Source organism: Sphingomonas leidyi (assembly GCF_011761945.1).
Taxonomy (GTDB): domain Bacteria; phylum Pseudomonadota; class Alphaproteobacteria; order Sphingomonadales; family Sphingomonadaceae; genus Sphingomonas; species Sphingomonas leidyi.
Genome location: NZ_JAASQV010000001.1, coordinates 1,951,804 through 1,973,166, shown reverse-complemented (window position 1 = coordinate 1,973,166; position 21,363 = coordinate 1,951,804). Strand labels below are relative to the sequence as shown.

Genomic DNA, 21,363 nt, shown 5'->3' with positions numbered 1-21,363 from the left:
CATCATTCCCCGGGAAGTGAGGCGGCGCTCGGCAAGGGCTGCCAGCCGCCCCCGAGCGCACGGAATAGGGTGACGGCGCGGCGGAGGGTTTCCGCGCGGGCCGTGGCACTGGCGAGATGTGCGGCGCTGCGCGCGCGTTGGGTCTCGAGCAGCGTGGGAAGATCGTTCAATCCGCGCGCGAAGCGCAGCCGGTCTGCCGCATATGCCTCGTCGGCGCGGCTTTCGGCACGTGCCAGCAGGACGACGCGCGCACGGTCTCCCGCCAGGCGGAGCAGGGACTGATCGGCTTCGGAAAAGGCGGTCTGGACCGCTCGTTCATAGGCGATGACTGCCTGTTCGGCACGAGCGCCCTCGGCGCGCATCTGGGCGAGCAGCCGCGCCCGGTCGAGGATCGGCATGGTGAGCCCCGCACCCAGCGTCCAGAAGGCGCTGACGGCAGTGAGGCCGCCGCCGCGTGTGGCAGTGAGTCCCGCTCCGGGGTTGAGCGTCAGGCGCGGGAAGAGCTCGAGGCGCTGTAGTTCGGCGCGTGCGATCGCGGCCCGGAGGCGCTGCTCGGCCTCCCGCACGTCGGGCCGGCGCTCCAGCAACATGCCCGGCAGCGCCGCGGGCGGCTGGGGAGGAAGATCGAGGCGGGGCGCGATCGGCAGGGTGTCGAGCGCCTTGTCTGCCTCGCCCAGCAGGACGAGGATCGCGCGCCTGGTCGCGGCGAGCTCGGCCTCCAGCTGGGTGGCGTGCGCCTCGGCCTGCGCGACATCGGCGTCGATCCGCGCCACATCGGCGCGCGCCGCCAGGCCGCGATCGGCGCGTGCGTGCATCACCGCCAATATCCCGCGCTGGATCGCCAGGGTTTCCCGGGCCGCCTGGATCTGTGCGGCGAGGCCGCGCGCCGCGAACAGGGCATCGGCGACATCGGCGACGAGCGTTGCCCGTGTCCCCTCCTGTACGAAGCGGGCGGCCGCAAGGTCGGCGTCGGCCGCGGCCCGCGCCGCGTCGCGCCGGCCCAGCAGGTCCAGCTCCCAGGAAAGATTGAATGTCGGCGAGGCGGCCGCGACCGTGGCTCCGGAGGTCACCGACGTGCCCCCGGGGCCGCCGATCAGCACGTCCGGACCGGACAGGCTCTCGCTGCGCTGCACCCCGCCGGTCAGTTGCAGGTCCCCCTGGACCCGGAAGGGGGCGAGCGCAGCCCGGCGGATCGTCTGGGCTTCGCGCAGGCGCGCCAGGCCGAGCCGGACATCGGCATTGGCATGCAGCGCGCGTGCGACGAGATCGTCCAGCTGCGCATCGCCGAACAGCGTCCACCACCGGTCCAGTGCCGCCGGCTCCGGGCTCGGATGCGGCGCTGCCGCCTCGAAGCGCGCGGGGAGGCGCGCGACGGGCCGTCCGATCTCGAGGCTCGGGGCACACCCCGCCGTCGCGAGGACGGCGGGGAGCAGTACCGACGGGATGCGGACACGGTGCATCAGAAGGCCTGGCGGATTCCGAGCATGGCGGACCAGCCCGACATGCGCGGACGGAATTGCGCCTTGGTCGCGCCATTGAAGCCGTCGAAGCGCAGGGACGAGGTCCGGGAATAGCGCGCACCCAGCTCGATCGTGGTCGACTGCGTGGCGGCGATGCCGACGCCCGCGTCGAGGTGCCAGTTGAAGCCCCAGTCCTTGCCCGAATAGCGGCTGCCGGTGGCGGGCGAACCGCTCAGGCGGCTCATGCGCGAGTCCACGCGCGACATGCCGATCCCGCCGCCGACATAGGGCACGACATGCTCGCTCGCCGCGATGTCGAAATAGCCCGCCGCGCCGATGGTGAGCGCCTTGGTCCGCCCGTCCGCAGTGAAGCCGCCCTTGGCCGCCTGCTTCTTGTCGACGCCGGCGGTGGTGTAGCCGACCGTGCCTTCGAGACGGAACGGGCCGGCATCATAGCCGATGCCGAGTTCGCCATTGAAGCCGCGCTTATAGTCGGTGTCGCGCTGGAGCGTGGTTCCGGCGGTGGGGTTGTTGCCCTGGAGGCGGGCATTGGAGTCGATGGACAGGCCGGCCCGCGCCACGCCATAGACGCCGGTCGACGGTTCATCCTGCGCGGCTGCCGGGGTAATGCCGGCTGCGGCAATTGCGAGCGCGGCGAGGGCGCAGTGGCGGAAAGCGGGTACCATGAAAATCTCCTGTCTGCCGAGGCGGCATGATCGCCGCGTCGTCATGCTTCTTCCGGCAGATCGATGGAGCCTTATGGAGGATTCGATGGAGGCTTGATGGAGGGGCGCATTTCGATCCCCGCCGCCTCCACCCAACCTACACAATCAGCGACTAGGGCCAGCCGCAGGAGGCGCGATGAGCGGCAGGATATTGATCGTCGAGGACGAACGGGAAATTGGCGACATACTGGCGCTCTATCTCGACAAGGGCGGCTATCAGACCCAGCGTGCGTTCTCGGTATCCGAAGCGATCCGGCTGCACGCGCAGTTCCGGCCGGACCTGGTGCTCCTCGACATCGGGCTTCCCGGCGGCGACGGGCTGGAGGTGCTCACCACCATCGGCAATCGCGCGGGCACTCCGGTGATCATGGTCACCGCGCTCGACGACGACGGTTCGAAGCTGTCGTCGTTGCGGATGGGCGCCGACGACTATGTGGTGAAGCCGTTCAATCCGGCCGAAGTGGTCGAGCGCGTCCGCGCGGTGCGTCGCCGCGCGCAGGGAGCGAGCCCGCATCGGACGATCGGCATCGGCAGCCTGGTCGTGGATATCGATGCCCATGCCGTGCTGCGCCGGGCGGAGGACGGGAGCGGGCTCGAGCGCCTGCCGCTGACGCCCACCGAGTTCCAGATCTTCGCGCACATGGCCCGCCAGCCGCGCCGCGCCTTCACGCGCATGGAATTGCTGGACGCGGCGTCGCCCGACAGCGATGCCTATGACCGGGTGGTGGATTCGCACTTGTCGAAATTGCGGGCCAAGCTGAATGCCGTCGGATGCGGCGACATGATCGAGCCGGTACGCGGAGTGGGATATCGCCTTTGGCCCGAGCGCTGAACCGCATCGTCACGCGCGTCTGGCTGCTCGCCGGCATGATGACGTTCATCACGATCGCGATGAGCGTCGCGGTCTATTACGGCGCCACTGTCCTTCACCTCCATCAGATCGGCGACAGCATGCCGCCCAAGGCGCGCGCGGAGTTCGAGCGGCTGGTGCGTTCGGGGCAGACCGACAGCGATCGGTTCTTCGATCTCCACGAGCAATATTCGGGTTCGGTGATGCTGCCGAGCGACTGGCTGTTCCTGGCGGTGATCGGCATCGTCTCGACCAGCGTCGGTGGCGGCATCGCCTATGTCTTCGCGCGCAGGATCAGCGCTCCGATCAGCGCGGTCAGCCTTGCCGCGAGCCAGGTCGCGGAGGGCGAGCGCGGCGTGCGGGTCGAGGCAGTCGGCCTGGCAGGGGAAACCGCGGAGCTGGTCGACAGCTTCAACCGGATGGCGGCCGACCTCGAAGCCTATGAGCGCGAGCGCAAGATCCTGACCGCCGGTATCGCGCACGAGCTCCGGACGCCGCTCACCATTCTCAAGGGGCGTCTCCATGGGCTGACGGACGGCTTCATCGACCCGAGCACCGACGAGCCGGAGCGCCTGTTGCGCCAGGTCGAGCAATTGTCGCGTATCGTCGAGGATCTTCGCACGCTCGCCCATGCGGATGCCCATGTCCTCGAACTGGACCTGCGCGTGGTCGACCTCGCCCGGGTCGTGCAGTTCGCGATCGTCGACCTTCGCCCCGAGGCCGAGGCGGCCGGCGTGACGATAGGCGAGGCCTGCCAGCCCGCGCGGGTGCGGGCAGACCCGGTGCGGATGCGCCAGGTCGTGATGAACCTCATCAGCAATGCCATCCGCCATGGCGCGGATGGCAACGCGGTCGAGATATCGGTGGCCGTCGAAGGCGCCGCCGCCGTCCTTCGCGTTGCCGACGAGGGAAGGGGGTTCGAGGAAGGCGACGAACGCCGGCTGTTCATGCCGTTCTGGCGGGCGGCGAGATCGCAGGTCGCGGTACGCTCCGGCAGCGGCCTCGGGCTGGCACTCACCGCGAAGCTGGTCGAGGCGCATGGCGGGCGCATCGTCGCGGCGAACCGATCCGATCGCTCGGGGGCATGTTTTCTGGTCTATCTGCCCCTTTGCGATTGATCCTCCGGCGCGGCCTAATGGAGGCTGATCGCGGCGGGCTCGGCGCGCGGCAGCTTCGGTTTGCGTGCCGCGGCCACGGCGAACATGCAAAGCGTCGCGTAGCACAGCGCCGGGACGGTGAACGCAGTCGCATAGTTGCTGTGTTCCGAGACGAGGCCGACGAGCAGGGGGAGGACGGCGCCGCCGACGATGGCGGTGCAGAGGAGGCCCGAGGTTGATTCGGCGCTGGCGGTGGAGCGTTCGAGCGTGAGAGTGAAGATGACGGGGAACATGATCGAGTTGAACAGGCCGATGCTGAGCGCGACGAAGCCGGCGGTGACGCCGCCGACCGCGAAGACGTAGAGGCACATGGCGGCGGCGATGGCGGTGAACAGCGCGAGCAGGCGGTGCGCCTTGACCCTGGTGAGCAGGAGCGAGCCGACGAGGCGGCCGACCATCGCGCCGCCCCAATAGAAGGCGACGGCCTTGCCGGCTTCCTGGAGCGAGACGCCCGGGATGCCGTCGCTGCCCATCGCATAGCCGAGCAGCGGCACGCCGAAGGCGGCATCCGAATGGCCCCAGATCGCATCCGAATTGAGGAACAGCGCCATCTGCGTGCCGATCGACACCTCGGCCCCGACATAGAGGAAGATCGCAAGCCCGCCGAACAGCGCCCAGCGCGACGAGAAGGCGTCGACGACCAGGTTGGCGATCCCCCGGCGCCCGGCCGTGGAAAGCGGCGCCGCCTCGGTCACCACCCGGCGGCTGAGCCAGAAGAACACCGCGAGCGCGGCGATCAGGCCGCAGATCCAGAAATAGGCGGAATCGATGCCGGCCAGCGCCTGCGCGCGGATTTCCTTCGTGACGACTGCCCCTTCCTTCACTTCGATGCCGGCCAGGAACAGGTGCGCGCCGAGCAGTGGCCCGATGAACGTCCCCAGCGAGTTGAAGGTCTGGCTGAGCGTCAGGCGGAGATGGCTGTAGCGTGGATCGCCCAGCGCCGCGGCGAGCGGGTTGGCCGCCACCTGCAGGATGGTGATGCCGCTCGCCAGGATGAAGAGCCCGAGCAGCACCAGCGTGAACACCGCGAGATTGGCGGCCGCCAGCATCACCAGGCACCCGACGATCATCATGCCCAGCGCGCTCAGGATGGTCGGGATCGACTTCAGGCGCGCGAGCAGCGCCGCTGCCGGGAACGACATCACGCCATAGGCCGCGAAGAAGGCGAAGGCCGCGGCCTGGGCCTGGAAATCCGTCAGCGTGAAGATGCCCTTCACCGCGGCCACCAGCGGGTCGATCAGCGACGTGATGAACCCCCAGGCGAAGAACAGGCACGTCACGATGGCATAGGCCGCCGTCACGCCAGCCGATTGTCTCGTCGTCATTTGTCCCCCCTGAAAATGCTTGTCCCTAGCGTGCGCCGGCCAGGCTGTCGGATGGCAGCAGCTGGGTTTCCCCGGAAAGCCGGGTCACGGCGTAGGTGAATCCCGGGAGGAGCGCGAAGGCACCCACTTCGCCGGCCGCGCTCAGCGCCAGGAAGCCGACCTGCATCTCCCGTATCGCATCGCCGCGCAGGCGGGCGATATGCTCGACCGCTTCCCGGCAGGCGGCCTGGGGCGGAAGGCCCGCGCGCATCGACGCGACCACGCGCGCGGTGCCGACGATGCGGGTGACTTCCTCGCCCACGCCCGTGGACGTGGCGCCGCCGATGCCGCGCTCGACATAGAGGCCGTGCCCCGCGAACGGCGAATCCCCGACGCGGCCGTGCATCTTGTAGGCCATGCCGGAGGTCGTGCATGCACCCGCCATGCGGCCGTCCGCCGAGCGCGCGAGCAGGCCCAGCGTGTCGTGGTTCAGCGCCGAGCCCGGTGGTCCCGGCAACTGGTTCTCGATATTCGCCTGGGGCTTGTATTGCGCTGTCTTCAGCCACGCGCGCCACGCCTTCTCGGCCTCGGGCGTCAGCAGCTTGGCGGTCTTCATCCCATGTTCGATGGCAAGGCGCCGCGCGCCTTCGCCCACCAGCATCGTGTGCGGCGTCTTCTCCATGACCAGCCGGGCGACAGAGATCGCATGGATGATGTCCTCGAGCGCCGCCACCGCGCCGATATGGCCCGCGTCGTCCATGATGACCGCGTCCAGCGTCACGCGCCCATCGCGGTCGGGATAGCCGCCGAGCCCGACCGAATGGTTCGTCGGGTCGGCTTCCGGCACGCGTGCGCCGGCTTCGACCGCGTCGATCAGCGATCCGCCCGCATTGAGGCGAGCGAGCGCCGCGGCGTTCGCCGCGGCACCGAAATCCCAGGTGGAAACCAGTGCGACCGGGTCGCTGCCCCGCACGAAGGCGGAACTCGCACCGGCGAAGGTCGCGCTCGTCAGGCCGATGGCCATGGCGGTACGGCGAGTCACTGCTGTCGTCATGCGCTCTCCTCGATGGCGGTACGCAGGCGGCGGACCAGCGCCGCGCTGGTTCTGCGCCGGGGCCCGGCGGAAAACCCCATGGCCATGCTGCGCGGATCGGGGCGTCCGGGCTGGCTCGCGGAAGCGTGCACCTCGCGCACGCCGCTCACGCGCGCGATCCGGACCACATTGTCGGGGGCGAGGCCCGAGCCGGCGATGACGGACAGCCTGCCGTCCGCCGCCTCCACCATCCGGGCGAGGGTCAGCGCGCCGGCCAGCGCCGTCGCTTCCTGGCCCGAGCTGAGGATCTTGTCGAAGCCCAGGGTGCAGGCCTCCTCGACCGCGGCAATCGGATCGGGAACGAGGTCGATCGCGCGATGCAGCACTAGCGCGGCATCGCGGCTGACCATGCGAAAGCGCGCCAGGGCGCGCGAATCCAGCGTATCGTCCGGGCGCAATGCGCCGACCACGATGCCCGTGGCGCCGAGCGCGAGCGCGTGTCGGATATCTTCGGCCATCAACGCCAGTTCGTCCGTGTCGTAGACGAAGCTGCCGGCGCGGGGGCGGATCATCGCGTGGACCGGGACGCCCGTCGCCACGGCATATTCGATCAGGCCGGGGGAGGGGGTAAGGCCGCCCAGTTCGAGTGCGCCGCACAGCTCGATCCGGTCGGCACCGCCCATCACCGCCGCGGCCACCCCTGCGGCGTCGTCGACGCAGATCTCGAGCGTGACGGCCATCAGCGCTTGCCTCGCCCGCTCATCGAGAAGGGTGCGGCGGCGGGTCCCGTGCCCCATGCCATGTTCGGCCGCGGCCCCATCTCGAAGCGCAATGTGCCGCCGGCCATGATCTCGTCATGGCCCAGCCAGGTGCGGTCGAGCGGCCTGCCGTTGAGCGTGGCGGACTGGATATAGATGTTCGCGGCGCTGTTTCCGGGAGCTTCGATGGTGAAGGTCCGGCCATTCTCCAGCGCCAGCTCGGCATGCCGGAACAGGGGTGAGCCGATCACATATTGGTTCGCGCCGGGCGTCACCGGATAGAAGCCGAGCGCGCTGAACACGTACCAGGCCGAGGTCTGGCCATTGTCCTCGTCCCCCGGATAGCCGTCGGGCGCGCTCGAATAGAGCTTGCGCATAACTTCGCGCACCCTGGCCTGCGCCTTCCATGGCTGGCCGGCATAGTTGTAGAGATAGATCATGTGCTGGATCGGCTGGTTGCCATGGGCATAATTGCCCATGTCGACGATCTGCATCTCGCGGATCTCGTGGATCGTGAAGCCGTAATAGCTGTCGTCGAACTTGGGCGGGCTGTCGAACACGCTGTCGAGCTTCGCGGCAAAGGCCTTGTCGCCGCCCATCAGCGCGATCAGGCCCTGCACGTCCTGGAATACCGACCAGCTATAGTGGAGGCTGTTGCCCTCGGTGAAGGCATCGCCCCATTTGAGGGGGTTGAACGGCGCCTGGAAGCTTCCGTCCCGGTTGCGGCCGCGCATCCACCCGCTCTCGGGGTCGAACAGCTTGCGGTAGTTCTGCGCGCGTGCCGCGAACAGGGCAGCGTCCCGGGGCTTGCCGAGCGCCTGTGCGAGCCGCGAGATGGTGAAATCGGCATAGGCATATTCGAGCGTGCGCGCGGCATTCTCGTTGATGCCGACATCGTACGGAACATAGCCGAGCCGGTTGTACCAATCGACGCCTTCGCGACCGACCGAACTGATCGTCTTGCCGTCCCGCGACTTCGGCCGCCCCTGATCGGTATCGGCATTCTTGCGGATCGCTTCGTAGAGCTTGGCGATGTCGAAGCCGCGAATGCCCTTCAGATAGGCGTCGGCTATGTTCACGGCCGAGTTCGATCCGATCATCACGTCGCGGTGGCCGGGGCTGGCCCATTCGGGGAGCCAGCCCGATTCGTCATAGGTGTTGGCGAGCCCCTGCATGATCTGGCCGTCGACTTCGCGGTGCATCAGCGCGAATAGCGGGAAGACCGCGCGGAACGTGTCCCAGAAGCCGTTGTCGGTGAACATCGGGCCGGGATGCACCTTGCCGTCATAGGGGCTGTAGTGGATCGTCCGGCCGGCTGCGTCGATTTCGTGGAACCTGCGCGGAAAGAGCAGGGTGCGGTAGAGCGCCGAATAGAAGGTGCGCTTCGCGTCGATATCCGGGTCTTCCACCTTGTATCGGCCGAGCAGGGCGTTCCATTCGTCCCTGGCCTTCGCCTCGGTGGCTTCGAAGCTGTCCTTGCCGATTTCGCGATCGAGGTTGAGCGCGGCCTGCTCGGGGCTGATGAACGAAGAGGCGACGCGGACATGGACCTGCTCGCCCTTGCGGGTCTTGAACCCGATGATCGCGCCGACATGCTGCCCTTCGGCCTGGGCGATTCCCGGGTTGCGCTTCCAGCCGTCCCCCCAGGTTTCGGCAATTTCGAAATCGCGGTCGAACTCGGCGACGAACCAGTTGTGGAAATTCCCCGGAACGCCGCCATGATTGTTGCGCGCATAGCCGATGATCCGGCGTTCCTTCGGCAGGATCCTGACCATCGAGCCCATGTCGAACGCGTCGAGCAGGATCCAGCTCTGCTCGCTCTCGGGAAAGGTGAAGCGGAAATGCGCCGCCCGCGCGGTGGAAGTCACCTGGGCGGTCACGTCGTAATCGGCCAGATAGACGCCGTAGCGATAGGGCCGCGCGGTCTCCGCCTTGTGCGAGAACCAGGATTCGCGCTCGTCTTCCCTGAACTTGAGCGGACCGGTGAGCGCCATCAGCGAGAAGGCGCCATAGTCGTTGAGCCAGGGGCTCGGCTGATGGGTCTGCTTGATGCCGCGGATCTTGTGGTCGCCGTAGCGATAGGTCCAGCCGTCGCCCATCTTGTTGGTCATGGGCGTCCAGAAGTTCATGCCCCATGGCACGGCGATCGCCGGATAGGTGTTGCCATAGGATAATTCGAACGACGAATCGGTTCCCGTGAGCGGGTTCGCCAGGTCGGCATGGTCCGGCGCCTGCTGCGCGGCGAGCGGGACCGGGAGCATGGCCAGGGCGAGCCCCAGAATGCGCGTTGCAAATCCCCCCATCCGCATCGTCTCCCTATCCCTTCTCACCGGCGCGGAAGCCGGGTTCGCGCCTCGGCCCAGAAGGCGGGGGCGAACATCTGGCCCGCGCCGACAATGGCCGCGTCTTCGGTATTCTCGTGTATCAGTATCGGTGTCGCGACGTCGCATGCAGCGAGCCCTGCGCGCAGGGCAGGCGCGAAAAGGTCGAACGCGCCGGCGATGCGTCCCCCGAGCATGATCGCCTCGGCGCCGAATCCGCGTGCCCAGGGCGCGACGATGGCCGCGAGATTGGCGCCATATTCCGCGAAGACGGACCGCACGACTTCGTCCTGCCGGGCGTCGGCCGCCATTCTGGCCACATTCTCTTGCGGACGACCGCTCTGCCTGGCGCCTTCGGTCAGAAGCCAGCGGGAAGAGACATAGTCATCGGCGATCCCGTGCTTGAACGGCAAGTTCCACAGGCATCCGCCGGGCGGCACCGCACCCGGCTCCTCCTCGATCACCGGGATGCCGCGATCGAGGAACGCGGCGCCGAGCCCGGTGCCGAGCGTGATCGCGAGCAGGCGGGCGCAATTCCCGGTGGCACCCATCGCCGCGCAGCCGACCGCGAAGGCAGTTGCGTCGTTCAGGAAGCGAATCTCGTGCGAAGCGGGCAGGCGGCGCTGCAATTCGTCGCGCACGTTGATGCCATAGAGGCTCTGGAACTTGCCATTGCTTTCGAAGAAGGCAGTGCCGGTGCGATAGTCGAACGGGCCCGGCATTGCGATGCCGACTCCGGTGACCCGATCGGTGTCCGGCGCGATCGTCGTGATCAGGTGCGCCCAGGCATCGAGGAGTTCCGCGCTGGCAGCGCCGCTGCGTGTCTCGCTATGCCTGTAGCTCTTGACGAGGATCCCGTGCCCCTGCCGGTTCAGCAGCGCGCCGGCGACGTGGTGACCGCCGATATCCAGTCCGACGATCATTCCATGCCTCTCCCCCTGGACCCACTGCGCCGCGCGACGCGGTCGTTGCACGAAATGTAATCCATTACATATCGCGAGGCCAGCCTTATTTGAGAGTGGGCGGCGGAAATGGCTGCGGGCGGTGCCCGGACGCGCTCCCGGCACTATCGGCGCGTGGCGGGGCGCTCACCCGCTGCTCTCGCGAACGACCAGGGTATGCGGCAGAATGTGCACCGCCTCGTCTCGCGCCTTGTCCTCGATCCAGTCGATCAGCAGCTCGCAGGCCTTTGCGCCCATCTCGGCGGCGGGCTGCCTGACGGTGGTGAGCGCCGGCGTGGAATGGGCGGCGAAATCGATGTCGTCGAAGCCGGTGACCGCGATATCCGAGGGGACCGAGACACCCTGGGCCGCGAGCGCCTGGATCGCGCCGATGGCCATTTCGTCGTTGATGCTGACGATCGCCGTGGGCCGCGGCGACATTGCGAGAATCTCGCGCGCGGCTTCGAAGCCGGACTGCATCCTGAAACTGCCGTGGAGCACGAGTCCCGGATCGAAGGCGATGCCGGCTGCCTCGAGTGCCTGGCGATAGCCCTTGAGGCGGTCGATGGCATGGGCATTGGCCTGCGGGCCGCTGATCGCCGCGATCCGACGATGGCCGCGGGCGATCAGATGCGCGACGACCTCGTGCATCGCGCCGACATTGTCGATCCGGACGGAAGGCGCCTCCGTCAGTTCGCAGCCGCAGGCATGGACCACGGGGTAGGGAGCCTGGCGGCGGCTTTCGGCCGGCGCATAGTCGGGGCTGAGCTGGATCACGCCATCCGCCAGCCGCGTCTCGACCAGCCGGGCATAATGTTCCTCGCGCTCGGGCGAATCGCGCGTGTCGCCGAGCAGCACCGAATAGCCGCGTTTCCAGGCGGTCGCTTCGATCCCCGCAGTGACGTTGGCGAAGAACGGATTGGCGATGCCGGGCACGAGCACCAGCAGCGTGAAGGACTTGTCGGTACGCAGGTTGCGCGCCAGCATGTTCGGCCGATAGTTCACGGCCTCGACTGCCTTGAACACCTTCGCGCGGGTCTTCTCGGTCACCTTCTCCGGCTCGCGGAGCGCCCGCGACACGGTCGCCGTCGAAAGCCCGGCTGCCCGTGCTACGTCAAGGATGGTGGTCATCGCCGTGTGATTGCCCTTCGCGCTTCCCGCATCCATCCGCTCCCCCATTGCCGGATCCTGCGCCGTTCATGACGAAAGAGGGCGATGGCCGGCCCGTTGTCAATATTGTCGAGAAGGGCTTTACAAAAAATGTAATCGATTGCAAATCCGGATTCGCGCAACGAGTCCGGGCAGATAGCAATGGTCCGGCGGGCGCGGCGCCAACGGGTTCGTTGGAGAGGGGGCAGGATTGACCGTTATCGATGGCGCGATCGTCGCCGCCTATCTCCTGGCAACGCTCGTCATCGCGCTGGTGGTGCGTCGCCGCGCGGCGCAGAGCATCGACAGCTATTATCTCGGCAACAAGAAGATGCCCTGGTATCTGCTCTGCCTGTCCGACGCGTCGGGGATGTTCGATATCTCGGGCACGATGTGGCTGACGACGCTGCTGTTCGTCTATGGCTTGAAGAGCGTCTGGCTCCCCTGGCTCTGGCCGGTGTTCAATCAGGTCTTCCTGATGGCCTTCCTCGCGCTGTGGCTGCGCCGTTCGAACGTGCGCTCCGGGGCCGAGTGGATCCTGCTGCGCTTCGGGGAGGGGGCGGGAAGCCGGCTCTCCCATCTTTCGGTGGTGGTCTTCGCGCTGTTCTGCGTGGTCGGCTTCCTCGCCTATGCCTTTGTCGGCATCGGCAAGTTCATGGAGCTCTTCATCCCGTGGGAAACGGTGGCGCCGCTGCTCGGCGGGATGACGGTCGATCCCGCGCTGGTGCCGAATATCTATGCGGTGTTCTTCACCAGCCTGGTCACGCTCTACGTCGTGCTCGGCGGCATGCCCGGGATCGTGTGGACCGATGTCCTGCAATTCTCGATCATGACCATTGCGGCGATTTTCATCGCTGGCCTCGCCATGACATTGGTTTCGCCGGAACAGGTGGTGGCTGCCACGCCCCAAGGGTGGATGAACCCATTTTTCGGCTGGTCGCTCGATCTGGACTGGCACGCGATCCAGCCCGAGGTCCAGACCAAGATCGCGGCGGACGGCTACGGCCTGTTCGGCGCGCTGTTCATGATGATGCTCTTCTCGGGGATATTGAAGAGCGCCGCCGGCCCCGCGCCGAGCTATGACATGCAGCGCATCCTGGCGACCCGCACGCCGCGCGACGCGGCGAAGCTGACCGGTTTCGTCTCGGTGGTGCTGATGCCGATCCGCTATCTGATGATCACGGGCTTCACGGTGCTGGCACTGGTCTTCGTCGACCGGCTCGATCTCGTCTCCGGTGGGCGGATCGACTATGAGAGCATCCTGCCGGCCGCGATCCAGAGCTTCGCGCCCACCGGCATGCGCGGGCTCATCGTCACCGGCTTGCTCGCCGCGTTCATGGCGACGTTCGCAAGCAGTCTCAACGCGGCGCCGCTCTACCTCGTGAACGACATCTACCGTCGCTACGTCAATCCGGACGCATCGCAGCGCAGGATGATCTGGATGAGCTATGCCGTGTCGCTCACCGTCGTCCTGCTCAGCATGGGGATCGGCTTGTTCGTCTCGAGCATCAACGATGCCCTGCAATGGATCGTGTCGGGCCTGTGGGGCGGCTACACCGCGTCGAACGTGATCAAATGGTATTGGTGGCGGTTCAACGGCCATGGCTATTTCTGGGGGACGGTCGCCGGCATGGCCTGTGCGATGACCTTCCCGTTCCTGTTCGGGGCGCTGCTGCCCGACATGGGCTCCGTCCTGGCGCTCTATCTCTTCCCGCTGGTGATCCTGGTCGCGGGGACCGTTGCCGTCACCGTAAGCCTGATGACTCCGCCGACCGACATGGCGGTGCTCAAGACCTTCTACGACCGGGTGCGTCCCTGGGGCTTCTGGGGGCCGGTACATCGCGCGCTCGCGCAGGAGCGGCCGGGGGCACGGCCGAACCGCAACTTCCCGCGCGACATGTTCAACATCGCGGTGGGCACGATCGTCCAGACCAGCCTGGTGGCGGTGCCCATCTTCCTCGTGCTCAAGAATATCCCAGGCCTGCTGGCGGCAATCGCGGTCGCATCCGCCGGCGGGCTGATCCTGTGGCGCACCTGGTACCGCCGGCTCGAGGACTGGCCGAGCGACATGGCGCGGTTGGACGCCGCGCCGGAGATTGCGCGATGACTCGGCGGACGGGCATGCGGTTCGTAGCCGCGGCATTGCTGCTGGCCGTCGGCGCGGGCGCGCGGGAAGCACCCGTGGCGGCCAGGCCTGGCGAGGACCTTGTCGCCTATGTCGATCCGCTGATCGGCACCGGCGGCAACGGCCACACCTTTCCCGGCGCCACCGTCCCGTTCGGCATGGTCCAGCTCAGCCCGTCGAACGACCGCAATGGCTGGAACTGGACCTCGGGCTACCATTATTCCGACGAGGACATCAAAGGCTTCGCGCATACGCATATCAGCGGGGCGGGGCTTTCGGCGCTCGGCGACATCCTGCTGATGCCGACGCGCTCGCCCTCGACCGACGCCGGCTCGGCGGAGCGGCCGGGTTCGGGCTATCGCTCGCGCTTCTCGCACGCGCGCGAACTGGCGCGGCCGGGTTACTACCGCGTCCATCTGGACGATCCGGACGTCGATGCAGAGCTGACCGCTGCCGCGCGCGCCGGCTTTCATCGCTATACCTATCGGGGCGATGCGGCACGTTATGTGGTGATCGATCCGACCCACAGCGTGGGGGACCACGCCTATCGCACCGAAGTCGAGATCGTCTCCGACCATGAGATCCGCGGCTGGAAGCGCGCGATCAGCCAGTCGTCGGGCGACCGTTCGGTCTTCTTCGTCGCGCGTTTCTCGCAACCGTTCGCCAGCGCGAGGCTGACGGAGGACGACCGCCCGGTCGAGGGGCGCGCCCGGACGGGACGCGCGATCAAGGCGCTGGTGCAATTCGCGCCGGGGGACGGGGATAGCGTCGAAGTCGCCGTGGCATTGTCACATACGGGCGAGGGCGGTGCGCAGGCCAATTTCGATGCCGATGCGCGGGGCCGTACGTTCGATGCAGCGCTGGCCGACGCCACCCGCCTGTGGCAGGAGCGCCTGTCGCGGATCACCATCGAAGGCGATGCGCGGCAGAAGCGGTTGTTCTACACCGCGGCCTATCATGCGGCGATCGCGCCCAACCTGGTCTCGGACGTCACGGGGGCCTATTATCTCGACGGCAAGGTCCGCCAGTCGAGGATCCCGCAGTTCAGCAATTTTTCGAACTGGGACACCTATCGCGCGCTGCATCCGCTGCTGACCATCATCGACACGAAGAAGGATGGCGAGATCGTTGCCTCGATGGTCTCGCGCCATGCCGAGCAGGGCCTGTTGCTGCCGAGCTGGGAGGCCGTCGGCCACGACAATCGCGTGATGATCGGCTACAGCATCGTCTCGCCGATCGCCGACGCGGTGCTGAAGGGCATCCCCGGCGTCGATCCCGAAGCCGCCTATGCGGCGATTCGCGCCAGCGCCTTCGACACGACCAAGCACAGCAACGTCTATGACGCGAACGGCATGGCGGGCTATCTGGCCTATGGGTTCGTGCCCGCCGACGTGGCGAGCTCGGTCTCCAAGACCACCGAGCAGAATTACGAGGACTGGGCGATCGGCCGCGTCGCGGAGAAGCTCGGCAAGCGCGCGGATGCCGCGCTCTTCGCCGGGCGCGCGACCGGTTGGCGCCAGCTCTATGATCCGGCCAACGGCTATCTGCTGCCGCGGCTGGCCGACGGGAGCAGGGTGCCGGTGCCGATGGACACCTGGGATACGCTGAACCGGCACTATGTCTCGGGCAATATCTGGGCCTATTCGAGCTATACGCCGCACGACATGGTCGCCGCGATCCGGCTGCACGGCGGACGCGAAGCCTATGCGCGCTGGCTCGAGGGAATCTTCACCGACACTCGGCCGATCGGTGGCGAGCAGCATGTCGACATCTCGGGCTTTATCGGCCGCTATGCGCATGGGGACGAGCCGGGGCATCACATGGCCTGGCTGTTCAATCTCGTCGGCGAGCCGTGGCTGACGCAGCTCTATGTGAACCGCCTGGTCCGGGAAATGTACGCCGATCGACCGGACGGCCTCGTCAACAACGAGGATCTGGGCCAGATGTCGGCCTGGTATCTGCTTGCCACGCTCGGCTTCTATCCGATCGCGCCGGGCGACCTGACCTATCAGATCACGGCGCCCCATCATCGCCGCGCGACGATCGGGCTCGAAAGCGGCAAGACCTTCGTCGTCGAGGCCGACGGCCTGACGCCCGAGAACATCTTCGTCCAGTCGGCGACGCTCGACGGCAAGCCTTACCCCTATAGCTATATCCGGCACGAGCGGATCATGGCCGGCGGCGTGCTGCGGTTCGAGATGGGGCCGAAGCCGAACCGCGCATGGGGAAGCGATCCGCGGGAGACCAGCCTAGGCGCGTTCGACGACAAGCTGCCGGCGGAAGTGCCGCATCGCGCCGCCTGGGCGCCGTTCGACTCGGATGCCGCGGCATATTTCGCCGGTTCGCGCACGGTCGTCCTGCAGACCGCCGAGCCGGGCGCGGTCATTCGCTATACCCTCGATGGCCGCGAGCCGGATGGGCGATCGCGGCGCTATGCCGGCCCGCTTCGGATCAGCCATGACACGGTGCTGAAGGCCGTTGCCCTGCGCGAAGGGCTGGCGATGAGCACGATCTTCGAGAAACATTATGCGCGCGCCGCTACCGTCGGTCTCGGGCCCGGCTATCCGCGGATCGCCATCGCGGAGCCCGACATGCCCTATGGCCGGGCCGACGGCGCGATGCTGATCGACCAGCAGCGCGGAACCCGCTTCTATGGGGACAAGAAATGGTCGGGGCGGCTGGGCGACATCACCGCGACCATCGATCTCGGCAGGTCGCGGCCCGTCCGCAGCGTGACGATCGGCTATCTCGACGATCCAATGAACGGCATCCTCGTGCCGCGGCGGATCGAGATCTGGGCCGGAAGCGAAGCGGGGGCGCTGTCGCTGGTGGGCAGCCGCGATGTAGCCGCACCGCATGAGATCCGGCAGGCGGTCGATCGCCTGCGCATCCCCGTGCGCGGCAGCTTCCGACATTATCAGGTCCGCGTGCTTTCCGCGGGCACCATGCCGCCAGGCCTCAGCCCGCCCGGGCGAAAGGCATGGCTGTTCCTTGACGAGATCCTATTGCAATGACCGCTTCTGCCGCGGCTGCGGCCGCACATATCGCGCTGCGCCGGCGCATTCCGATCGCCGATGGCTGGGTGTTTCGCCGGGCCGGCGATACGGCATGGATGCCGGCCAGCGTGCCCGGCTCGAATTTCTCCGACCTGCTGCGCAACGGCGTGATCGAGGACCCGTTCGCGCGTGACGCCGAGCTTCGACTGCAATGGATCGAGAACGAGGACTGGGAATATAGCTGCGCGTTCGAGATATCGGGCGAGGATCTGGCTGCCGACAGCGTCGCGCTGGTCTTCGAAGGGCTCGATACCTATTGCTCGGTGGCGCTCAACGGCATGCCCCTGTTGCGGGCAGAGAACATGTTCTGTGTCCATCGGGCCGAGTGCCGGGCGCTGCTGCGGCCGGGCCGAAACGAACTGGCGCTCCGGTTCAAGTCGCCGGTTGCGCCAGGTGCCGAGCGGCGCGCGCGCGAGGGCGTGCTCTACCCGGCGGAAAACGACAAGACCGCGGATCACGCCAGCGTCTATGTCCGCAAGGCGCCCTATCATTTCGGTTGGGACTGGGGCCCGAAATACGTCACGTCGGGCGTGTGGCGGCCAGTCTGGCTCGACCTTGTCCGCAAGGCGCGCATTGCCGAATTGCGGCACGAGATCGTCGACCTGTCGCCCGAACGGGCCGAGTTGGCCTTCACCGTCGAGATCGAAGGGCAGGCGGATGGCCAGGCTTGGCTGGAGCTGACGTGCGACCGGCCGGGCATGCCTATCGTCCGGCATCCCGTGTCGCTCGAGCCGGGCATGCGGTCGCACCGGATCGCGGCGACGATTGACGGCCCCCGGCTCTGGTGGCCCAACGGGCTGGGCGAAGCCTGTCTCTACGCCTTCACCGTGCGGCTGGTCGACAAGGACGGCCCGATCGATGCGACGGTGCAGCGGATCGGATTGCGCACCATCGAAGTGGTCAATCACCCTGACGCGCATGGCGAGTGTTTCTATCTCAAGGTGAACGGGCGCCCGGTGTTCATGAAGGGGGCCAATTACATCCCGCAGGACAGTTTCCAGGAAGCTGTCACGCCCGAGCGCCATCGCCAGCTCTTCCGCGACACGGCGGACGCCAACATGAACATGCTCCGCGTCTGGGGAGGCGGGGTGTACGAGTGCGATTTGTTCTACGATCTCGCCGACGAGCACGGCATCCTGATCTGGCAGGATTTCATGTTCTCGTGCACGCTCTATCCCTCGGACGAGGCCTTTCTCCAGCTCGTCGAGGAAGAAGCCATGCAGGCGGTCCGCCGGTTGCGGCATCATGCCTGCCTCGCGCTGTGGTGCGGCAACAACGAGATCAGCCTGGGTGTGGCCCATTGGGAATGGCCGGAGAAATTCGACTACTCCGCCGAGCAGTTCGCGGCGATGGTGGCGGGAAATGCCCGGCTGTTCGACGAACTGCTGCCCGATGTGGTCGCGCGGCTCGATCCGGATCGCTTCTATTTTCCGTCATCGCCCATCGGCCACTGGAACGACCCGGCCGACGATATGCGCGGCGATGGCCATTATTGGGGCGTTTGGCACGGCGAACTGCCCTTCGCGACCTATGGCGAGCGGCTGTCCCGCTTCATGAGCGAATATGGCTTCCAGTCCTATCCGCTGCTGGATTCCGTGAAGCGCTTCACCGCATCGGAGGATCGAACGCTTGGCTCGTCCGTGCTTTCGGTTCACCAGAAACATGGGCGAGGCGATGCGATCATCGGGCGTTTCGTGCGCGAGGCCTTCGGCGAACCGACCGGTTTCGAGCATTTCTGCTACCTCAGCCAGGTGCTCCAGGCCGATGGGCTGCGCGTTGCCTTCGAGGCGCACCGGCGGAACATGCCGATGTGCATGGGTTCGCTCTACTGGCAGCTCAACGATTGCTGGCCGGCAGTCTCCTGGTCGGGGATCGACTATTACGGGCAATGGAAGGCGTTGCACTATCAGGCCGCCCGCTCGTTCGCGCCGGTTCTGGTCTGTGCCGAGGCGCGCGACGGCGGCTTCCGCATCCATGGCGTGTCCGACCTGACAGAGGACCTCGCGGTCGAGCTGGTGGCCGAGCTGGTCGATTTCGACGGTGTCGTGCTGTGGGGCACGGCGCGCGAAGTCCGGCTCGGCGCGAACGAAGCGCGCGAACTTCTGCTGGTCCCGGCCGACGATCTGCCGGCGCTGGATCGCGCGACTACGGTGCTGACGTTGCGGCTGACCCGACAGGGCGAGGCGCTGGCCTCGAACATCGTCCACCCGGCGGCGGTCCACGCCTCGGCCCTGCCCGAGCCGGGGATCGAGATCGAAATCCTGAATCCCGACGTCGTACGGGTCAGCGCGCGACGGTTCGCCCGGGCGGTCCATATCGCCGCGGCTCCCCTCGATACCCCGGGATCGCCCATCAATTTCGACGACAATTTCTTCGATCTGCTCGCCGGGGAGGCCCGGGTGGTGCGGGTGCGCGACGGCCGCCGTTTCGATCCCGCGACGCTTCGCGTGACTTCGGTCAGGGACACGCACGCGACGGTGCCGGCACGGGCCGCGCTCGCGGGGCCGGCTCGGCGCGCCGCGGCGGCAGAGGGTTGAGTGGCGCGCCGGCTCATCCGCGCGGCCTTGTGGCGAGGCACCGCATTCGCCATCGCGCTGGCGTTGCCCGGCTCCGCGGCGTTCGCTCGGGCGCCGCACGCCGCGGACGCCCCCCTGGCGCTCTCGCCGCCCTTCGCGCTCAGCGTGGAGCAGCTCTTCGCGTGGGAGGCGGCCGGCCCGCTTGCCGATGCGGGCAATGTCTCGCGCGTGCCGCTCGCCGGCCGCATGGTCGATCCGGGGCCGGGGCCTGATCCCGCCGCGCGGCTGGATCCGAAGGTCCGCGTGCTGTTCGCCCCTGACGGAATGAACAATTTCGGCAACTATCTGGCGCCGCAGCCCCGGTTCAATCTCTATACCTTCACCCATTGGGCCCAGATCGACGTGTTGTCGTGGTTTGCCGGTACTGCGGGGCACAATGTGCTGATCCCGGCCCGGCCATGGGTCGACACCGCGCACCGTAACGGCGTGAAAGTGATCGGCACCGCGTTCTTCGCCCCGCTCGCCTGGGGCGGATCGGCGAAGACGCTCGAGGCGTTCCTGCGGGAGGAGGGCGAAGGGCGCTTTCCCGCCGCCGACCGTCTCGTCGAGCTCGCCCGCCACTATGGCTTTGACGGCTGGCTGATCAACCAGGAGACCGACGTCTCGCCCGAGCTTGCCCGGCGCATGACGCGGTTCATGGCGTATCTGACGCGGATCGCCCCCCCGGGCATGGAAATCCATTGGTATGACGCGATGCTGCCCGATGGCCGCGTCCAGTGGCAGAATGCCTATACCGCCGGCAATGCGCCATTGCTGCAGGATGGCGCGACGCGCGTGTCGGACGCGATGTTCCTCAACTATGCGTGGACCCCCGCGGGATTGCGCGCGGGTGCGGCGCTCGCCGAGGCGCGGGGGCGAGACCGCTATGCGCTGTTCGTCGGTGCCGATCTTTGGCCGGCCCGTCACAATGCGCAGCAGGCGTTCGGCAACAAGCGTTGGCTGCGCGGCCTGCGCGAGCATGGGGACGGGCCGGCCCTCGGCTCGGTCGCGCTCTTCGCCCCGAACTTCAACTTCAATGCCGGCGGGGAATTCGGCGATTTTCGCGCCAATCCGCGGGATGCGGAAGCCTTTTATGACGGCGAGGTCCGGCTGTTCGCCGGCGACGACCGCAACATGGCCGCGGGAAATTCCACGGAAGCGATGCGAACCGGCGCGTGGGAAGGCATCGCGGCGCTGGTGCCGGCGCGCTCGACGATCGCGAAGCTGCCGTTCGAGACCGGTTTCAACACTGGTCATGGCCTGACCGATTTCCGGGACGGGCGCGTCGTCGGCGGCCCGTGGCACGACATGGCGCGACAAGACCCGCTCCCGAGCTGGCAATTTGCCTATTCGCCCGCCGCGCGATTGCGGATCGGCTATGATTTCCAGCGCGCATGGCAGGGCGGCAGCTCGCTGCGCGTGGCGCCCCAGGCCGTGCTTGGCAACCCGGCCGAAGTGCCGCTGTTCCTCACGGATCTGCCGATCGATGCCCGGACCGGGCTCTCGGTGACCGCGATCGCCGCGTCGCCGGGCTATGCGCTGCGCCTGACGATGGCGGATGGCAGCGAATCACTTCACCCATTGACCGCGAGGGGAGTGTGGCAGGAACGCCACTGGTGCCTCGGGCGGTTCGCCGGGAAAGCCGTACGGCGAATTTCGCTGGTGATTGATCGGGGGCAGTCCAAGCCGCTGAATCTAGGGAAGATAACCATCCGGGACGGCTGTTCCCCGCCGACCTAGGAAACCGGTGTCAATCGCTCGCTTCGGCTGCAATAAAAGCGTTTGACAAAGGAAATGTAATCGATAACTTTGTAATCGATTACATTTGGATCGTCGAACTCGGCCGGGCGGCTTCGCCCAGGAAAGGGTCAAGGCGAACGATGGAATCGGGGAGGAAATGGCGGCTAGCGGTCAACGGGCCGCCCGCTT

Annotated in this window: 14 protein-coding genes; 6 read left to right on the top strand and 8 right to left on the bottom strand. The window is 67.2% G+C overall.

Annotated features, from left to right (window positions below; all coding sequences use genetic code 11):
• Positions 1 to 2: 2 nt before the first annotated feature.
• Both FHR20_RS09360 and FHR20_RS09355 read right to left on the bottom strand, forming a co-directional pair.
• Positions 3 to 1,460 carry an efflux transporter outer membrane subunit gene (locus FHR20_RS09360; protein ID WP_167299241.1) on the bottom strand — a complete coding sequence of 486 codons (1,458 nt, stop codon included), beginning with the start codon at positions 1,458 to 1,460 and terminating at the stop codon, positions 3 to 5.
• Positions 1,460 to 2,146: an outer membrane protein gene (locus tag FHR20_RS09355; RefSeq protein WP_167299240.1), complete on the bottom strand. Its 687-nt coding sequence runs from the start codon at positions 2,144 to 2,146 to the stop codon at positions 1,460 to 1,462. The genes FHR20_RS09360 and FHR20_RS09355 overlap by 1 nt, the downstream gene beginning before the upstream one ends.
• A gap of 175 nt (positions 2,147 to 2,321) precedes the next feature.
• Between FHR20_RS09355 and FHR20_RS09350 the strand changes: the two genes are divergently transcribed.
• Complete coding sequence (locus tag FHR20_RS09350) at positions 2,322 to 3,017, top strand: response regulator (protein ID WP_167299239.1); 696 nt, start codon at positions 2,322 to 2,324, stop codon at positions 3,015 to 3,017.
• Positions 3,002 to 4,153: a sensor histidine kinase gene (locus tag FHR20_RS09345; protein ID WP_167299238.1), complete on the top strand. Its 1,152-nt coding sequence runs from the start codon at positions 3,002 to 3,004 to the stop codon at positions 4,151 to 4,153. Before FHR20_RS09350 ends, FHR20_RS09345 begins: the two co-directional genes overlap by 16 nt.
• A gap of 14 nt (positions 4,154 to 4,167) precedes the next feature.
• Here FHR20_RS09345 and FHR20_RS09340 read toward each other — a convergent pair whose 3' ends face one another.
• From FHR20_RS09340 to FHR20_RS09315, 6 genes are all read right to left on the bottom strand, one after another.
• Positions 4,168 to 5,517 carry an MFS transporter gene (locus FHR20_RS09340; RefSeq protein WP_167299237.1) on the bottom strand — a complete coding sequence of 450 codons (1,350 nt, stop codon included), beginning with the start codon at positions 5,515 to 5,517 and terminating at the stop codon, positions 4,168 to 4,170.
• Between the two features lie 25 nt (positions 5,518 to 5,542).
• Positions 5,543 to 6,550, bottom strand: a complete 1,008-nt coding sequence (locus FHR20_RS09335; RefSeq protein WP_243857165.1) for a glycosylasparaginase — start codon at positions 6,548 to 6,550, stop codon at positions 5,543 to 5,545.
• On the bottom strand, positions 6,547 to 7,269 hold the full coding sequence (locus FHR20_RS09330) for a copper homeostasis protein CutC (RefSeq protein WP_167299236.1): 723 nt from the start codon (positions 7,267 to 7,269) through the stop codon (positions 6,547 to 6,549). Before FHR20_RS09330 ends, FHR20_RS09335 begins: the two co-directional genes overlap by 4 nt.
• Positions 7,269 to 9,590: a GH92 family glycosyl hydrolase gene (locus tag FHR20_RS09325; protein WP_208413459.1), complete on the bottom strand. Its 2,322-nt coding sequence runs from the start codon at positions 9,588 to 9,590 to the stop codon at positions 7,269 to 7,271. Before FHR20_RS09325 ends, FHR20_RS09330 begins: the two co-directional genes overlap by 1 nt.
• A 23-nt stretch (positions 9,591 to 9,613) precedes the next feature.
• Positions 9,614 to 10,531, bottom strand: a complete 918-nt coding sequence (locus FHR20_RS09320) for an ROK family protein (RefSeq protein WP_167299234.1) — start codon at positions 10,529 to 10,531, stop codon at positions 9,614 to 9,616.
• Between the two features lie 165 nt (positions 10,532 to 10,696).
• Complete coding sequence (locus tag FHR20_RS09315) at positions 10,697 to 11,728, bottom strand: LacI family DNA-binding transcriptional regulator (protein ID WP_208413458.1); 1,032 nt, start codon at positions 11,726 to 11,728, stop codon at positions 10,697 to 10,699.
• Positions 11,729 to 11,909: 181 nt separating this feature from the next.
• On the opposite strand from FHR20_RS09315, the gene FHR20_RS09310 reads away from it, so the two are divergent.
• From FHR20_RS09310 to FHR20_RS09295, 4 genes are read left to right on the top strand one after another with little or no spacing between them, the layout of a single operon-like run.
• Positions 11,910 to 13,805, top strand: a complete 1,896-nt coding sequence (locus FHR20_RS09310) for a sodium:solute symporter family protein (protein WP_167299233.1) — start codon at positions 11,910 to 11,912, stop codon at positions 13,803 to 13,805.
• Positions 13,802 to 16,837 (top strand): GH92 family glycosyl hydrolase, encoded by a 3,036-nt coding sequence (locus tag FHR20_RS09305; protein ID WP_279589394.1) that lies wholly within the window; start codon positions 13,802 to 13,804, stop codon positions 16,835 to 16,837. The genes FHR20_RS09310 and FHR20_RS09305 overlap by 4 nt, the downstream gene beginning before the upstream one ends.
• Positions 16,834 to 19,416, top strand: a complete 2,583-nt coding sequence (locus tag FHR20_RS09300) for a beta-mannosidase (protein ID WP_167299231.1) — start codon at positions 16,834 to 16,836, stop codon at positions 19,414 to 19,416. The genes FHR20_RS09305 and FHR20_RS09300 overlap by 4 nt, the downstream gene beginning before the upstream one ends.
• Complete coding sequence (locus tag FHR20_RS09295) at positions 19,417 to 21,174, top strand: endo-beta-N-acetylglucosaminidase (protein ID WP_167299230.1); 1,758 nt, start codon at positions 19,417 to 19,419, stop codon at positions 21,172 to 21,174.
• The last annotated feature ends 189 nt before the right edge of the window (positions 21,175 to 21,363 follow it).

What these genes read in the sequence shown, in the direction of transcription:
- FHR20_RS09360 (WP_167299241.1), bottom strand. Translation starts at nt 1,460, where the DNA reads ATGCACCGTGTCCGCATCCCGTCGGTACTGCTCCCCGCCGTCCTCGCG.
- FHR20_RS09355 (WP_167299240.1), bottom strand. Translation starts at nt 2,146, where the DNA reads ATGGTACCCGCTTTCCGCCACTGCGCCCTCGCCGCGCTCGCAATTGCC.
- FHR20_RS09350 (WP_167299239.1), top strand. Translation starts at nt 2,322, where the DNA reads ATGAGCGGCAGGATATTGATCGTCGAGGACGAACGGGAAATTGGCGAC.
- FHR20_RS09340 (WP_167299237.1), bottom strand. Translation starts at nt 5,517, where the DNA reads ATGACGACGAGACAATCGGCTGGCGTGACGGCGGCCTATGCCATCGTG.
- FHR20_RS09335 (WP_243857165.1), bottom strand. Translation starts at nt 6,550, where the DNA reads ATGACGACAGCAGTGACTCGCCGTACCGCCATGGCCATCGGCCTGACG.
- FHR20_RS09330 (WP_167299236.1), bottom strand. Translation starts at nt 7,269, where the DNA reads ATGGCCGTCACGCTCGAGATCTGCGTCGACGACGCCGCAGGGGTGGCC.
- FHR20_RS09325 (WP_208413459.1), bottom strand. Translation starts at nt 9,590, where the DNA reads ATGGGGGGATTTGCAACGCGCATTCTGGGGCTCGCCCTGGCCATGCTC.
- FHR20_RS09320 (WP_167299234.1), bottom strand. Translation starts at nt 10,531, where the DNA reads ATGATCGTCGGACTGGATATCGGCGGTCACCACGTCGCCGGCGCGCTG.
- FHR20_RS09315 (WP_208413458.1), bottom strand. Translation starts at nt 11,728, where the DNA reads ATGGGGGAGCGGATGGATGCGGGAAGCGCGAAGGGCAATCACACGGCG.
- FHR20_RS09305 (WP_279589394.1), top strand. Translation starts at nt 13,802, where the DNA reads ATGACTCGGCGGACGGGCATGCGGTTCGTAGCCGCGGCATTGCTGCTG.
- FHR20_RS09300 (WP_167299231.1), top strand. Translation starts at nt 16,834, where the DNA reads ATGACCGCTTCTGCCGCGGCTGCGGCCGCACATATCGCGCTGCGCCGG.